We start from the raw sequence: 15,201 nt of genomic DNA, 5'->3' as shown, positions 1-15,201 counted from the left end.
GCCAGGGCCTCAGCGACCGCCCGGGCGCGGGGCCGGCGCGACGCATCGCCGATCAGCCCCGCCACCGTGTCGCGCAGCCGCCCGAGCCGATGCCGCGACAGCACGGTTCCGAGCCCGGCATGGGCCACGCGGGCCGCGGTGGCGGCTTGTTCGAACGCGATGGGCATCACCAGCATGGGCACTCCGGCCACGGCGGCATCCAGCACCGTGTTGAGGCCGCCATTGGTGATCAGAAGATCGGCGTGGCGCAACAGGCTGCGCTGCGGGACAAATGCGCGCACGATCGGGGTTCCCGGCAGGGTGGCGGCGACCGCGGGATCGAGGCGGCCGCCATGCGCCACCACCAGGGACAGATCGAGCTCGGCGCAGGCGCGCGCGATCGCGGTGAAGATGGCGGCGCGGCCCCCCTGGAGCGAGCCGAGCGAGGCGAAGACGAGCGGCCGCCCGTCGCAGCGCAGGTCCGACACGTCCGCATCGGGGCCGCCCTGCCGCATGGGGCCGCAGGGATGCACGACACCCCCAAGGTGACGGCGCGGAAAGTCGAGCTGCGGCACCAGCTGGGTGATGTCGGCAAAAGGCGACAGGCAGCGCTCGAGCGAGCCCAGGGCCGGCACGCCGAGCCGCTCGGCTTGCCCGGCGATCCCGGCCGTGACGCCGCGCATCAGCCAGTCGGCCACGCGGTAGCCGCCGCGGTTGCGGCGCTCCCCCCAGGGCGAAGCCTCATAGTGCCAGCCCGTGAAGGGCGGCGGCACGGCCGGCTCGCGGTGGATCGGCAGGGCATTGGCCACGGTCACGTAGGGCAGCCCGAGATGGGCGGCCACCAGCGACCCGGCGGGTTCGAGCTGGTCGCTGACGATCCCATCCACCCCGAGACGACGGCAGGCGGCCGGCAGCTCGGCGCAAAGCATCGCCGTCATGGCGGCCATGTCGCGCATCACCGGCCCGAGGCCGAAGCCGCCCGGAGCCGCCATGTGGCCCACGATGCGGTCGAGGCTGCCGACAGGATGGCTGCCGCGGCCGAGCGGTTCGAAGGCGCAAGCCCGACGCGCGGCTTCCGGCGCCACCTCGGCGATGCCGAACAAGGTGACGCGGTGGCGTCGCGCCCGCAGGCTCGCGGCCAGGGCCAGCATGGGGTCGAGATGGCCGAGGAACGGGGGCGCCACGAGGGCGACGTGACTCATGCCTCAGTCGTCGGCTCCAGCCGCCCCACACACCCACGCGCGGCTTGCGGGTTCGCGATGCGCTAGTCTACAACGGCGCGGGACGCCAGACATCTTTGAAGGAATTCACTTGTGAGTGGGGTGGAGGAACGGGACGACCTGGCTGGGGCACAGGTCCTCGTCGTCGAAGACGAAATGCTGATCACCATGCTGCTCGAGGACATTCTCGAGGAGCTGGGCTGCCGGGTCGTGGGGTCCGCCGTGAACCTGCGGCAGGCCGAGGACCTGGTCCGGAGCGCGACGGCCGATGCTGCGATCCTCGACGTCAATCTCGGCGGCGATCCCGTGTTCCCGGTGGCCGAGCAGCTGACCGCCCGCGGCATTCCGTTCATCTTCGCCAGCGGCTACGGATCGGCCACCCTGCCCGAGCGGTGGCAAAGCACCCCCACCCTGCCCAAACCCTTCACGACCGACCAGGTGGCCGACACGCTGCGCCGGGTGCTGCGGCAGCGGCGGACGGGCTCGGCCTGAGGCGCCTCAGGGTCGCGGCTTGCCTTCCGGCCCGAACCCCCTGAGATAGGCCAGGACGTCGTCGACGTCGCGGTCGCGCGTCAAGCCCGAGAAGGTCATCTTGGTGCCGGGCACCACGCCGCGCGGGTCGCGGATATAGCGGCGGAAGGTCGGCTCGTCCCAGGTCAGGCCCGAGTTCCGGTTGGCGTCCGAATAATTATAGTCCGGCACACTGCCGCTGTGGCGGCCGATCACGCCATTGAGCTCAGGCCCGACGGCATTGTGGGCGCCTTCGCCGATCTGATGGCAGGCCCGGCATTTGGCGAACACCTTGGCGCCCGCGGCGGCATCGCCCGGCTCTTCGGCCCAAACCGGGCCGCCGAGCAGCGCCACCAGCACCGGCACCCGCTGCGCCAAACCACGCCATGCCACAGCAGCGCCCCTCACCGTTGACGGGCCGCCTTCTCGACAAAGGCGATCACCTCCTGCGGCTTCCAGGGCTTCGGCATGAATTGCGCGTTCTTGGGCAGCCGATACGGACGCTCGAGCGCCACGCCCGAGGTGACGCAGATGGCGATCTGCGGCCACCGCACGGCCACGAAGGCCGCAAGTTCGATGCCGTTCAGCGGGCCGCGCAACCGCACGTCGGAAAACATCGCCGCGACCCGGTCGGCGCCTTCCTTTAGGTAATCGAGCGCGGCATCGACGGAATCCACCGCCACGGCCTTCAGCCCGGCCTCCTCGATCATTTCCGCCGCCATGTCGGCCAGCAGAGGATCGTCCTCGACGACCAGCACCACCGCGTCCTTGTCCATGCCGTTACCCTTTTGCCCGACGGGGTCGGGCGTGGTTGCGTTCGGGGGAACCATCGCGGTCCATGACAGACCGTTCGGCAAAGAAGCAAGCCCGAAGCGGCACACATCACAAGCCATGGCGGGCGGCGATGTTCCCATCTTTTCGCGGGAGTGCAAGGGGGATCGGCGACGTTGCCCGACGCCGGCCCGGGCGATCGTCAACGAAGCCTTACGGGCGACCGCTCCGAAGCGCGCGATCCTGTGAATCCCGCTCGGCCGACGCGAGACCGCGTGACGCCGCGCGGTCGGCGGATTAAGGCTTAGAGCCGGACCATTCCTGTAGCCCAGGGCCTCGCCTGTGACCGACCACGCCAGCTTCTCGACCCTCCTCGGCCGCAACCGGGCGATCCCGGTCGTCACCTTCGCGACCGTCGACGATGCGGTGCCGGTCGGCCGCGCGCTGCTCGAGGGCGGCGTCGGCGTCATCGAGGTGACGCTGCGCACACCGGCCGGGCTCGAAGCGCTGCGGCGCCTGAAGACCGAATGCCCCGACATGGTGCTCGGCGCCGGCACGATCCTCACCCCGGCCCAGGCCGAGGCGGCGGTCGCGGCGGGGGCCCGCTTCCTGGTGTCGCCGGGTCATACGGCCACCCTGGTGGATTGCGCCAAGGCGATCGGCGTGCCTTGGATGCTCGGCGCCACCACGCTCAGCGAGGTGATGCACCTGCGCAAACACGGCTTCATGGTGCAGAAGTTCTTTCCCGCCGAACCGGCCGGCGGCCTGGCGGTGTTGAAGGCCATCGGTTCCGTGCTGCCCGACGTGCGGTTCTGCCCGACGGGCGGCATTTCGGCCAGCAAGGCGAAGGACTATCTGGCGCTGTCCAACATCATCGCGGTCGGCGGCTCGTGGTTCGTGCCGTCGAGCGGCATCGACCTTCAGGCCGTCGCCGAGGCGGCCCGGCAGGCAGCCGCCAGCTTGAACTCAGCCGCCTGAGGTCGATTTCCCTCGCAGACCGGGCGCGAGCCTCACCAAAACCGCAATGGCGTCCGATGCCAGCCATCGAACGACTGAATTCCGAGGAGTGGACCCTTCATGCTCGCACGCAATACCGTTCTCGGCGCCACGCTCGCGGTCGCCTTGGGCGCAACCGGTGCCCTGGCGCAAAGCGACAGCCCTTTCTCGAGCCTCGCGGGCTCCTGGTCGGGCAACGGCACGATCTCGATGAACGACGGCCACAACGAGCGCATCCGCTGCAAGGCCCAATACGAGGTGGCGCCGAGCGGCATCATCATGCACCAGAACCTGCGCTGCGCTTCGGACAGCTATAAGTTCGAGGTGAAGAGCAGCCTGCAGGCCGACGGCAGCCAGATCCTCGGCAGCTGGACCGAGACGACCCGGCAGGTGACCGGCAACGTCACCGGCACCATCCAGGGCGGCACCATCGCCACCAGCGTGAAGGGCACCGGCTTCACGGCGACGCTCGGGGTGCAGACCAAGGGCAACAGCCAGTCCGTCTCGATCGTGCCGACCGGCACCGACATCCAGTCCGTGAAGATCGACCTTAAGCGGGCTTGAAATTCTTACACCTTGTGTCGACAGCGGCGATGCCCGGGACCTGCGTTCCGGGCATCGTCGTTTGTCAGCCATACTGAGCCTTTGTGGGCCAGCCGGCGGCGCTCAGGTGTCGGGCGCGAAGCCCTCATATTGGGGAAGGTCGTCCGTGATGGTGAACCAGGGCGCCTTCGAGCCGACAAAGATGTGGGCGCTCGGCCGGATGCTAGGGGTATCCACCAGCGACCCCATGGCGACGTGAAGATAGGTGCCGTCGCGCACCACCGCATAAAGAAACGAGCCGCAGGTGCGGCAATTGACATTGAAGGATGTCGCCTCGCGATATTGGAACACGTCCGCTTCGCCCTGCCGTAAGGCGAGCTTGTGGCGTGGAATGCCGGCGATCGGCTTGAAAGCCGCCCCCGTGGTGCGACGGCATGCCGAACAATGGCAGTTCACCGCGAAATCGAATGCGTCTTCCACCTGGTAGGACAGCCGGCCGCACAGGCAGCGGCCGGCGAGATGCCCGGCACGGGGCCGAAGCTTCTCCGCCGGCACTTTCAGGCCGGGGCGGTCGTCCAGCCTATTCGGCCGCACGCGACTGCAACGCCATGCCGGCCGGCGGCGCGGGCCGGCGCAAGTGCAATCGGAGCCAGGAGATCGTCGGCCGCAGGATCAGGAAGTCGGCCACGAGGGCCGCCATCATGGCAAAGGCCGACAGCCAGCCGAAGGTGCGCAAGGACGGCAGGTCGGAGAACACCGTTACCGCGAGGCCGCAGGCCAGCACGGCCGAGGTGAGGATCAGGGCCGGCCCCATCAACACCGTGGCCCGCTCCACCGCCACGGCCGGATCGGCGTCGTAATGCTCGTCGTCCTCGTGCCGTAGCCGGTTGAGGAAGTGGATGGTGGCCGACAGGCCGAGGCCGAACGACACCGTCAACGCCACCACGGAGATGAACTGCAGGCCGCCACCGGTCCACCACAGCACCGCGCCCGACAACACCACCGGGAAGATGCCCGGCAGGATGGAGGCCAGGAACACGATCACCGAGCGGAATGCCAGACCGATAAAGGCCGCCACGAGCAGGAACTCGAAGGTGAGGCCATGGTTCAGCTTCTCGATCATGGTCGAGGAGTTGCGGGCCGCGATCACGGCGAGACCGGTGACCGCGATCTTGTAGCCCGGATGAGCGGCCCGGATCGGGTTCAGCGCCGCATCGAGCTTGTCGACGATCGGCAGGAGCCGGCTCGAATCGTGATCGGGGACGCGCCCCGACACCAGCACCGCCTCATGGTCCTTGGCCACGAAGCGCTGCGTCAGATGGGCCGGCAGCAGATCGACATATTGCTTCAGGGTGGCGACATCGTCCTTGCCGAGCTTCTGGCTGAGCCAGCGCTGCAAGGTGTCGAGCGACCACACGTTGCCGATGCCGCCCTGGGCCTCGACCGTGTCGTGCACCTGATCGATGACCCCGAGGGTTTCGGGCGAATACAGGTCGGCGCCGGCTGGGAACTGGATGTAGACGTCGACCGGGTTGGCGCCGTTCAGCTTGTTGTCGAGCTTGCCCGAGGCCTGCACGGCCTGTTCCTTGTCGGGCACCTGGTCGGCCAGACGATAGCTCGGCTCGAGGTTGGCATAAAAGAAGGCCAGCACGGCCACCACCGCGATGCCGACGAGGCTGTAGAGCCCCGGCCGCGCCACCATGCCGTGGGCGATCCAGGCGCAAAAGCGGCGCAGCGCCTGGACGCCCGTGTCGGAGCCCTTCGCGTCGCCGATGCGGGTCATGTCGCCGCGCACCAGCAGCACGCCCAGCACGGGCGCCAGCGTCAGCACGGTGACGAGCGCGATCACGGTGGAAATCAGCCCCGCCTCACCGAAGGTGCGGATCAGCTCGGATTTCGTGAACATCAGCGCCGTGAAGCTCAGCGCCGCCGTGGCGTGGGTCAGCACGCAGGCCGGCCCCACCACGATGATGGCGTTGCGGAACGCTTGGGCCTTGGATTCGCCCGCGATCAACCGGTCGCGCGCCGCAAAGGTCAGCTGCATCGAATCCGAAAAGGAGATCACCATGATGAGCGGCGTCATCACGTTGAGGAACATGTTGAGCTTGAAGTCGAGCCAGCCGAGGCAGCCGAGCGCAAACAGGATGGCGACGAGCGGCGGCCCCGCGGCCACCACCATGAAGGACACGCGGCGGAAGAACAGGATCGCCACAAGGCAGCCGGCCACGAAGCCGATGGTGTTGTAGAGCAGCCTGTCGCGCTCGACCGCGTTGCGGATCTCGAGCTGCATCACCGGCACGCCCGACAACTCCCCATGCAGGTCGGAGCCCGCGAGGTCCTCTCCCATGAGCTTGCGGATGTCGCCCACGATTCCGTCGAGCCGGGTGCTCTGGGTCACGGCCGGATCGAGCGACAACACCACGAGGGCCAGCGTGCCGTCGTCGCTGATCAGCTTGCCCCGGATGATGTCGTTGCCGCGGATCTTGTCGATCAGAGCCTTGTAGGCGTCACCCTCGGGCAGCGTTTCGGGAAACAGCGGCGCGGGAATCTGGCCGTTCTCGGGCGCGGCGCGGGCCGAGAACAGCGAAATGATGCCGCGCGTGCCGTCCACCAGCTGCAGGTCGGTGACGAGGCTGCGCAGCTTGTCGAGGTTGTCGCGCTCGAGCAGCGTCTTGCCCTCGACCACCACCAGCACGTCATATTCGTTGGACGGGAAGCGTTGCGTCACGGCCTCGAACTGCTTGAACTCGGGATCGTCCGAGCGGAACAGCTGGCTGAGCGAGTCGTCGACGCTGATGCGGCTGACGCCAAAACCCGCCCCGACCGCCAGCGCCGCGAACAACAGCGCGGCCAGGAGCGGCACGCGCAACGCCCAAAGCCCGAGCCGCTCCAGCCCGAACGCGATGTTGATCGGCTTGGCATCCCCGGCCGGCGCGTCTGTGTGATGACTCAACGGCTCACCCTTCCTGGTCCACGCCCCTATCCGGAACGCGAGTGCCACAGCCTAGCGGCGACAAAAGCGGAGAAAAAACGGCAAGGCGGGCGATTCCCGCCCACCGCGCCTTCGATGCAACGCGTCCGACCGGCTGCGCCTGCGGTCAGGGGCTGCAGTCGAAGATGTCACGATCGGTGACGACCTGATCGAAAGCCTGGTCGTGCGGCTCGTTCGGGATCTCTGCGACTTCCTGCACCGCATAAGCGATCCCGATCACCCGGATGGGCTTGCGGGCCCGCAACGCCGCGAGCGAGCGATCGACGTTGCCGGCGCCATAGCCGATCCGATGACCCCGCCGGTCGAAAGCGACGGCCGGGAAGAAGACGATGTCGGGCTCATGCTCCGCTGCCCCCTCGAGGGGCTCGGCGATGCCGAGCGGGCCGGCCGCGAGACGGTCGCCCGGCCGCCAGCCGCGAAACAGGAGCGGCGTGCCGCTCGACCAGTCCACCGGCAGCACCAGGGTGGCGCCGCCCGCCATCAGGGCCTCGGCCAGAGGACCGACGTCGGGCTCGCTGTTGATCGGGGAAAACAGCGACACGACGGGCGGGCGCCCATCGACCGGAAATGCCGCGACGAGTTCAGGCCCGACGGCGGCGAGCCGCGCCGCGAAGCCGGCCCGCTCGGTTGCGGACACGCTGGCCCGCCGCATCAGCCCGACCTTGCGGAATTCGGCCTTGTAGGAAGACATCATGGGAGCAGGGGTTCGGACGGCCGGGTCCGGGTGAGTGCACGACTGACGGCCCCCGCCTTTCCCCTGTTGTGATGGAAGGACACCAAATTAAGGGCGGCCGGGCTCGGGGTCCAGGTCATTCGCCGCCGACCGCATCGTTAGGTCCGGGCTGTGGCACCGGGGACCCAGCGGCATCGCTCCAGCCACAGCGGCGCAACGCCTCCTGCATGTGAGCCGGCACGGGGGCCTCGGCCGTCACGGAAGGCTTGCCGGCCTGCATCGGCACCGCGATCGCGCGGGCATGCAGGTGCAGCGGCGTCGGGTCGTCGCGTCCCAACCGGCCGTAGATCGGATCGCCCAGCATCGGCCAGCCCTGCGCGGCGCAATGGACCCGCAGCTGGTGGGTGCGCCCTGTCAGGGGTTCGAGCGCCAGCCAGGCGAGCCCATCGGCCTGACCCATGACGCGCCAGCGGGTTTGCGACGGCATGCCGAGCGGATCGACCTTCATCCACCAGCCGCGGCTGGCATCGCGGCGGCCGAGCGGCAGGTCGATCAGGCCTTCGGGATCGGCCGGGCCGCCCTCGACTACGGCCCAATAGGTCTTGGCGATACGCCCCTGCTTGAACAAGAGGCCCAGCTTCTCGAGCGCCTTGCGATGGCGGCCCAGCACCAAACAGCCGGAGGTGTCGCGGTCGAGCCGATGCGCCAGCGCCGGCGCCCGCGGCAGGCCGAACCGCAATGCGTCGAAGCCATCCTCGAGGCTTTCGCCGCCCTTCGGGCCGCGGTGAACCGGCACGCCGGCGGGCTTGTCGAGGATCAGCATCAGCCCGTCGCGGTGGAGCAGGCGGCCGATAAGGTCTTCCGGGTTCATGGGATAAGGTCTATCCAGCTTCGGCCGGGCCGGGCAACAGCCTTGGCCCACGCGCCTCCTTATTCCCATGCAGAAGGCTCCATGAGCAGCGACGATTCCGACCGCAAAAGGCCGGGCTTCTTTCGACGGTTGTTCGGCGGCACCGCCGAGGTGCCCGTCGATCCGGTCGAGGCGGCACCGGTGCTTCCCGCCGCCGAACCGGCCGCACCGCCTTCGGAACCGCCCGCCGCAACACCGGTGCTGCCGCCTGTGGCGGAGCTGTCGCCTGCGGCGGAGAAGCCGCCCGCTCGAGCGGAATCCTTATCGACCGAGGCGGAGGAGCTGGCCGCGGCGGTGGAGCTCGTCGAGCGCACGGCCCTGGCCGGACCGGTCGAGACCGCCGTCACGCCGGCCGACCTCAAGGGCGCGTTCGAGATCGCGTCCGAGCCGCCGCGGCCGCTGGGTTCGGACCCTTCACCCGGCGAGCCGGAGGCTCCGGAAGGCGGCTGGTGGTCGCGCCTGCGCAAGGGCTTGTCGCGCTCGTCGAACCAGCTTGGTCAGGGCCTCACCGGCATCTTCACCAAGCGGCGGCTCGAACTGTCCACCGTGGAGGACCTCGAGGACCTGCTGATCCAGGCCGACCTCGGCGTCGCCACGGCCCTCAAGGTGGTCGACCTCGTGCGCGACGGCCGCTTCACCAAGGGCGTCGGCGCCGAGGACGTGCAGGCCATCATCGCGGCAGAGGTCGAGGCCGTGCTGGCCCCGGTGGCGAAGCCGCTCGTTCCCGAAGGGAAGCATCCCTTCGTGGTGCTGGTGGTGGGCGTCAACGGCTCGGGCAAGACCACCACGATCGGCAAGCTCGCCCAAAAATACACCCGTGAGGGCAAGTCCGTCATGCTGGCGGCCGGCGACACGTTCCGGGCCGCCGCGGTCGAGCAATTGAAGGTTTGGGGCGCCCGCATCGGCGTGCCGGTGCTGGCTCGCGAGGCGGGCGCCGACGCGGCCGGGCTCGCTTTCGACGCCATCAAGGAGGCCCAGGCCAAGGCGGTCGACGTGCTGTTGATCGACACGGCCGGCCGGCTGCAGAACCGCGCCGAGCTGATGGACGAGCTCGCCAAGGTGCTGCGCGTCATCCGCAAGCTCGACGACGCGGCCCCTCACGCGGTGCTGCTGGTGCTCGACGCCACGGTGGGGCAGAACGCCATGAGCCAGGTGGAAATTTTCGGCAAGGTGGCGGGCGTCACCGGCCTGGTGATGACCAAACTCGACGGCACGGCGCGCGGCGGCATCCTGGTGGCGATCGCGGAAAAGTTCAGGCTGCCGGTGCATTTCATCGGCGTCGGCGAAGGCGTGGAGGATCTGGAGCCGTTCGCGGCGAGGGATTTCGCCCGCGCCATCGCGGGGTTGGAACGATAGCGGCCGTCCGGCTCTTCCCCAACGAGACGACCTTCATTTTGCTTTCGTGGTCGGCTGCCATCGGGCGCGGCGGAACACCCTTCGCCCCGACAGCCTTGAGAACAGGACCATGTCCATGACCGAGACCCGGCCCGAGGCGGCCAGCGCAACTCCCATCGGGGCGACTCCCGCCCAGGCGATCCCGGCCGGGGCCCCGAAACCGCGCAAGATCGACCCGACCCTGAAGCTCGTGCTCGAATTCGGGCCGCTGGCGCTCTTCTTCATCGCCTCCTATCGCTACAACCTGCATGTCGCCACAGCGGTGCTGATGACGGGCGTGGTGGTGACCCTCGTCGCCTCCTATGCGATCGTCCGGCGGGTGCCGATCATGCCGCTGGTCACGGCCGTGGCGGTGCTGGTGTTCGGCGCGCTGACTTTCTACTTCAACAATCCGGTCTTCATCAAAGTGAAGCCCACCATCGTGAACTGCATCTTCGGCACGGTGCTGCTCGGCGGCCTGCTGTTCAACCGGTCGCTCTTGTCGGTGCTGCTCGATTCGGCGCTGTCGCTCGATGAGGTCGGCTGGCGCAAGCTGACGTTCCGCTGGGGACTGTTCTTCTTCCTCCTGGCGGCCATCAACGAGGTCGTGTGGCGCACCCAGAGCGACGTCTTCTGGGCGGGCTTCAAGGTATTCGGCTCGATGCCGCTCACGGTGGTGTTCGCACTTTGCCAAGTGCCGCTCATCATCAAGCATGAGCTGAAAACCCCGGAAGCCGCCCCGGAGCATTTCTGACGCGGGGACGCGCGGACCGGCGGCCCTGCCGCCGGGCTCAGGCGGCCGCGCGCCGGATGGGTGCCGGCACCTTTCGTTCCGCGTGGGACGGACGCATCGTGAAGCGGGAAATCAGCCGGGTCAATTCCTCGGCCTCGCCCCGCAGGCTGTGGCTCGCGGCCGTCGATTCTTCCACCATGGCGGCATTGCGCTGCGTGGCCTGATCCATGTGGTTCACGGCCGTATTGACCTGCTCGAGTCCCGCCGCCTGTTCCTGCGCCGAAGCCGCGATGTCGGCGATGATGCCGCTGATCCTGGCCACCTGGCCGACGATGCGCTCGAGCGCCACCCCGGTCTCGCCCACCAGCGCGACCCCCTGCCCGACCTGGTCGCGCGAGGCCGAAACAAGGGTCTTGATGTCCTTGGCGGCTTCCGCCGAGCGCTGCGCCAGCGCCCGCACCTCGGAGGCCACGACCGCAAAGCCGCGACCCGCATCCCCGGCCCGCGCCGCCTCGACACCGGCATTGAGCGCCAGGAGGTTCGTCTGGAAGGCGATCTCGTCGATGATGCCGATGATGCGGGCGACCTGCTCCGATGAGCTTTCGATGGCACCCATGGCCGCCACGGCGCGCTTGAGAACGGTGCCCGAGCGTTCGGCGTCCGTTTTCGCGGTCGACACGGCCGCGTGTGCCTCGGAGGCTCCGGCCGAGGTCGCCTTCACGGTCGCGGTGATCTGATCGAGGGCCGCCGCGGTTTCCTCCAGGCTCGCCGCCTGCTGTTCGGTACGCCGGGCGAGGTCATCCGCCGCGACCGCGATCTCGTCCGTGCTGGCATGGATCGTCGTGGCGGCCTCGGTGACGGTCCGGACCGCGTCGTGCAACATCCCGGCCGCGCCGTTGTAATCCACCCGCAATTGGTCGTATCCGGCCGGCAGTGCCGTGTTCAGCCGGAAGCCGAGATTGCCGGCCGCCAGCGCGCTCAAGCCGCCGGCCAGCGATTCGACCGCGATGGATTGTTGCTCCGCCGCCACGGCGCGTTCGGCCTCGGCCTGCTGCCGCTCCTTGTCGGCGCGCTGCCGGACTTCGGCCGCCTGATCTCCGAGGCGCTTCTTTTCCACGAAGGCGGCTCGGAAGGTTTCCATGGCGGCCGCCATGTCGCCGAGCTCGTCGGAACGCCCGAGCGACGGGGCTTCCTGGTCGAAGCGCCCCGCCCCCATGCTGGCCATGTGCCGCGTCATGGCGCCGAGAGGACCGATGATGCGACGACCGATCAGGCCGAGGCCTACCACGATCACGCAAGCCCCTCCGATGCTGCCGAGGCCGAGCCACCAGCTGTAGCGCGCCACCAGCGCCTTGGCTTCCGCCTCGCTGGCGGCGTTGCCGGCCTCGACCTCCGCCACGAGGCTGTCGATGGTGCGGCGGTGCGACTCGTAGCGGCGCGTCAGCTCCTCCATGGCCCCCGCCATGGCGGGGGCGTTGCGCCGCTGGATCGCCGGCAGCAGGTCGCGGTCGAGCGTCAGCCAGAAGGCCTGCACGTCTGCGTCGGAGGTCTGCGTCAGCTTCACCTTCAGCGCCTCGGGGAGGGGCGAGGTCGACCAAAAGTCGTGCCGGTCGGCATAAGCCTGCTTCAAGCTGGCCAGCCGCCCCGCATGGGCCTCGACGCCGGCCGGGTCCCGCACGGCCAGATTGGCCTCGAGGTAGGGCTCGATGATGTATTCGGGTGGGGGCAGGATGTCGCCGATCAGATCCTTGCCGAGCGCGATCGACCGATAAACCGGGCCGTTGACCTCGAGCCTCAACAGCGCCGTCCAGCTCAAGCCGATCAGGGCCGCGAAGCACAGGCAGGTCACGACGCCGAACATCAGCATCGTCCTCGATATGGTGAGTTTCATGCGGTCTCTCGCGGCAGCCTGGGGAACGCACATTTCGGCGCCGGCTGCTCAATATACGGGCACTGGCGCCGGGTGTTCCGAGCCCGTTCCGGATGCGGTAAACGCACCGGAAACAGCGATGCGGCATCCGTCCTCATGCCGGTTGAGGCCGCCAGCGCGCCGCCGCATGGCGCGACACCGGCGTTCCGGCCGTCCGGCCCGGGGGGTTCCAGCGTCCCCACCCTCGACGCCACCACGGCTTCGGTCTAACCCGGATCCATCATCGACCGCAGAGTCGAGCCCCGATGCACCGAGGGAGGACAAGCATGGCCGACACGACCGCCGCAGAAGCGCGGCGCCCGCCTCCCTCCATCGGCCGCCTGCGCTGGACGATCGTGCTTTGGTTGATGGTCGGCGGCATCATCAACTACCTCGACCGGGCGGTTCTCTCCATCGCGGCCCCGTCGATGATCGCCGACCTCGGCCTTACCCGCACCGACATCGGCCTGATGGGGACGGTGTTCGCCTGGACCTATGCGGTCATGCAGCTGCCGTCCGGCTGGCTGATCGACCGGCTCGGCGCCAAGCGCATGTTCACCGGCGCCATGACGCTGTGGAGCGCCGCCACCGTGATGACGGGCGCCGTCACGTCCTTTCCGGCCCTGCTGAGCAGCCGTGTCGTGCTCGGCATCGGCGAGGCGCCCTGTTTCCCGGTTTTCGCCAAGCTCACCTCGGTGTGGTTCCCGCGTGCCGAGCGCAGCCTCGCGGCCGGCTTCTGGGATTCGTCCAGCAAGTTCGGCCCTGCCATCGCGCCGATCGTGCTCGTCGGGCTGCTGGCGGCCTTCGGCTGGCGGCCGTTGTTCTTCATCGCGGGTGGGCTCGGCCTCGCTTATGCGCTGTGCTTCGCGCTGTTCTACCGCGACCCGGCGCAGGAGCCACGACTGAGCGAGGGCGAGCGCGCCCATATCGCGGCCGGTGGCGGCCTCGCTGAACAAAAGTCGGCGGTGCCGCTCGCCACCTGGGCGGCCTTGTTCCGTACCCGCGCCGTTTGGGCGATGATCGGCGGCTATTTCTGCACCATCTGGATCTGGAACATCTTTCTCGTGTTCCTGCCGCTGTTCCTCGTCGACCGCTTCCACCTGTCGCTGGCGCAGCTCGGCCTCTACGCCTCGATCCCCTGGCTCGGTGGCGCTTTGGGCGAAATCCTCTCGGGTTGGGTCGGCAAGCAGATGGTCGACTGGGGCGTGGCGTCGCCGATCGACACCAAGCGCCGCACCATCATGGTGTCGTCGCTGTTGACGGCCGTGCTGGTGGCGCTGCTGCCCGGCGCCGGCAGCATCGGGGCCGCCATCGCCCTGATGACGGCAGCCTTGTTCCTCATTTCGGCCATCACGGGCTCGGCCTGGGCGCTGTCGGCCGATGTGGCGCCCACCGGCATGACGGCCTCGGTCGGCGCCATCCAGAATTTTGGCGGCTATTTCGGCGGCGCCTTGTCGCCCGCACTTTGCGGCTTCATCGTCGACCGCACCGGCTCCTATGCGCTCGCCTTCTGGAGCGGCGGCATCATCGCGGCCGGGGCGGCGTTGTTCTACATGCTCGGCGTGCGGCGGCCGATCGTGCTGCCGGGGATGGCCGGCGGCCCGGCTCAGTCGGCCGCTGCCGTCGGGCAGTCGCCATCCTCGGCCTTGCAGGACAGGTAGCGTTTCAGCGCCGCCGTGCGGTCCTGCGTCAGCTGGGTCTTGCAGCCGAGCGCCACCATCGGATGCATGGACCCGCCTTCCGAGTCGGAGGCTCGGAAAGCGCATTCGGCGTCGCGGAACGCCAGCCAGTCGCGCTGCGCCGTGGTCAGCAGCCCTTTCGCGTCACTTGCGGCCGCGTTGGCCAGCCGGCCGACGACCTGTCCATAAACGGCGTTCAAGGCGGCATCCGCGACCTTGAAGTCCTTGTCGGAACATTGGTTGAGGCTCGTTTGATCGGATGCCGTCTTGCAATCGAGCGCCCGGGCCGCCACCCCCGACAGGACCAACAAGATCACGGCGAACACCAAGCGCAGCATCGGCACCTCCATCGAGAATAGGCCCTGAACACGCGACGGCATCGGGCCCGGTTGCGACTATCGTCCCCGCCGCTCTGCGAAGAAATCTCGCAGCAGCGCCGCCGCCTCGCTGTCCCGCAGGCCGCCATAGACCTCCGGCGCATGATGGCAGGTGGGCTGACCGAAGAAGCGCGGCCCGTGCTCGACGGCGCCGCCCTTCGGGTCGGCGGCCGCGAAATAAAGGCGGCGGATGCGCGCGAAGGAGATCGCGCCGGCGCACATCGCGCAGGGCTCGAGCGTCACGTAAAGGTCGCAGCCGCCGAGACGCTGCGAGCCGAGCGCCGCCCCCGCGGCCCGGATGGCCAGCACCTCCGCATGGGCGGTCGGATCATGCAACTCGAGCGTCCGGTTACCGGCCACGGCCAGCACGGCGCCCTGCCGCACCACGACGGCGCCCACCGGCACCTCGCCCCGGGCGGCGGCGGCGCGGGCCGCCGCGAAGGCCAAGCCCATGGCATCGATCCGATCCGGCCTCAACGCCCCTCCCCCCTCGGGCCATGTTCTGTTATGAGCCTGTCTCTTATACACATCTCCG

The 15,201-nt window shown here is 68.8% G+C and carries 16 protein-coding genes; 6 read left to right on the top strand and 10 right to left on the bottom strand.

All coding sequences use genetic code 11. The features are described from left to right. Window positions 1–1,181: glycosyltransferase (locus P7D22_RS19375; protein WP_319935898.1), on the bottom strand; the 1,181-nt coding region annotated here is incomplete at its 3' end. A 111-nt stretch (window positions 1,182–1,292) separates the two neighbouring features. Between P7D22_RS19375 and P7D22_RS19370 the strand changes: the two genes are divergently transcribed. After that, a complete protein-coding gene (locus P7D22_RS19370; protein WP_319935897.1) occupies window positions 1,293–1,691 on the top strand; it encodes a response regulator in 399 nt (132 codons plus the stop codon). Between the two features lie 6 nt (window positions 1,692–1,697). Here P7D22_RS19370 and P7D22_RS19365 read toward each other — a convergent pair whose 3' ends face one another. Both P7D22_RS19365 and P7D22_RS19360 read right to left on the bottom strand, forming a co-directional pair. Continuing rightward, the gene (locus P7D22_RS19365; protein WP_442916117.1) at window positions 1,698–2,102 is read right to left on the bottom strand and encodes a c-type cytochrome; all 405 of its coding nucleotides are present in this window, start codon (window positions 2,100–2,102) and stop codon (window positions 1,698–1,700) included. An 11-nt stretch (window positions 2,103–2,113) separates the two neighbouring features. Continuing rightward, the gene (locus P7D22_RS19360) at window positions 2,114–2,539 is read right to left on the bottom strand and encodes a response regulator (protein ID WP_319935896.1); all 426 of its coding nucleotides are present in this window, start codon (window positions 2,537–2,539) and stop codon (window positions 2,114–2,116) included. Window positions 2,540–2,822: 283 nt separating this feature from the next. Here P7D22_RS19360 and eda point away from each other — a divergent pair, with 283 nt between their 5' ends. Together eda and P7D22_RS19350 are read left to right on the top strand one after the other, a co-directional pair. Continuing rightward, entirely contained in the window at window positions 2,823–3,458 is a 636-nt protein-coding gene (gene eda, locus P7D22_RS19355; protein WP_319935895.1) for a bifunctional 4-hydroxy-2-oxoglutarate aldolase/2-dehydro-3-deoxy-phosphogluconate aldolase, read from the top strand. A gap of 99 nt (window positions 3,459–3,557) precedes the next feature. Further along, window positions 3,558–4,040 carry a hypothetical protein gene (locus P7D22_RS19350; RefSeq protein ID WP_319935894.1) on the top strand — a complete coding sequence of 161 codons (483 nt, stop codon included), beginning with the start codon at window positions 3,558–3,560 and terminating at the stop codon, window positions 4,038–4,040. A gap of 102 nt (window positions 4,041–4,142) precedes the next feature. Here the strand turns inward: P7D22_RS19350 and P7D22_RS19345 are convergent, their stop codons facing one another. From P7D22_RS19345 to P7D22_RS19330, 4 genes are all read right to left on the bottom strand, one after another. After that, window positions 4,143–4,574 carry a GFA family protein gene (locus P7D22_RS19345; RefSeq protein WP_319935899.1) on the bottom strand — a complete coding sequence of 144 codons (432 nt, stop codon included), beginning with the start codon at window positions 4,572–4,574 and terminating at the stop codon, window positions 4,143–4,145. A 25-nt stretch (window positions 4,575–4,599) separates the two neighbouring features. Further along, window positions 4,600–6,972, bottom strand: coding sequence for an efflux RND transporter permease subunit (locus tag P7D22_RS19340; protein WP_319935893.1), 2,373 nt, complete (start codon window positions 6,970–6,972; stop codon window positions 4,600–4,602). A gap of 145 nt (window positions 6,973–7,117) precedes the next feature. Beyond that, entirely contained in the window at window positions 7,118–7,705 is a 588-nt protein-coding gene (locus P7D22_RS19335; protein WP_319935892.1) for a 5-formyltetrahydrofolate cyclo-ligase, read from the bottom strand. Window positions 7,706–7,820: 115 nt separating this feature from the next. Continuing rightward, window positions 7,821–8,555: an RluA family pseudouridine synthase gene (locus tag P7D22_RS19330; RefSeq protein WP_319935891.1), complete on the bottom strand. Its 735-nt coding sequence runs from the start codon at window positions 8,553–8,555 to the stop codon at window positions 7,821–7,823. 81 nt (window positions 8,556–8,636) lie between these two features. Between P7D22_RS19330 and ftsY the strand changes: the two genes are divergently transcribed. After that, complete coding sequence (gene ftsY, locus P7D22_RS19325; protein WP_319935890.1) at window positions 8,637–9,950, top strand: signal recognition particle-docking protein FtsY; 1,314 nt, start codon at window positions 8,637–8,639, stop codon at window positions 9,948–9,950. 115 nt (window positions 9,951–10,065) lie between these two features. Continuing rightward, on the top strand, window positions 10,066–10,722 hold the full coding sequence (locus tag P7D22_RS19320) for a septation protein A (RefSeq protein WP_319935889.1): 657 nt from the start codon (window positions 10,066–10,068) through the stop codon (window positions 10,720–10,722). Window positions 10,723–10,759: 37 nt separating this feature from the next. Here P7D22_RS19320 and P7D22_RS19315 read toward each other — a convergent pair whose 3' ends face one another. Then, a complete protein-coding gene (locus P7D22_RS19315) occupies window positions 10,760–12,592 on the bottom strand; it encodes a methyl-accepting chemotaxis protein (protein ID WP_319935888.1) in 1,833 nt (610 codons plus the stop codon). A 305-nt stretch (window positions 12,593–12,897) separates the two neighbouring features. Here P7D22_RS19315 and P7D22_RS19310 point away from each other — a divergent pair, with 305 nt between their 5' ends. Continuing rightward, a complete protein-coding gene (locus P7D22_RS19310) occupies window positions 12,898–14,271 on the top strand; it encodes an MFS transporter (RefSeq protein ID WP_319935887.1) in 1,374 nt (457 codons plus the stop codon). Here the strand turns inward: P7D22_RS19310 and P7D22_RS19305 are convergent. Together P7D22_RS19305 and P7D22_RS19300 are read right to left on the bottom strand one after the other, a co-directional pair. Then, window positions 14,217–14,627 carry a lysozyme inhibitor LprI family protein gene (locus P7D22_RS19305; RefSeq protein ID WP_319935886.1) on the bottom strand — a complete coding sequence of 137 codons (411 nt, stop codon included), beginning with the start codon at window positions 14,625–14,627 and terminating at the stop codon, window positions 14,217–14,219. The genes P7D22_RS19310 and P7D22_RS19305 overlap by 55 nt on opposite strands. Window positions 14,628–14,684: 57 nt before the next feature. Next, a complete protein-coding gene (locus tag P7D22_RS19300; protein ID WP_319935885.1) occupies window positions 14,685–15,119 on the bottom strand; it encodes a nucleoside deaminase in 435 nt (144 codons plus the stop codon). Window positions 15,120–15,201 lie beyond the last annotated feature (82 nt).

This window comes from Lichenihabitans sp. Uapishka_5 (assembly GCF_033947565.1).
Lineage (GTDB): Bacteria > Pseudomonadota > Alphaproteobacteria > Rhizobiales > Beijerinckiaceae > Lichenihabitans.
Note: the sequence above shows the minus strand (reverse complement) of the source record. Positions and strands in the feature narration are given on the sequence as shown.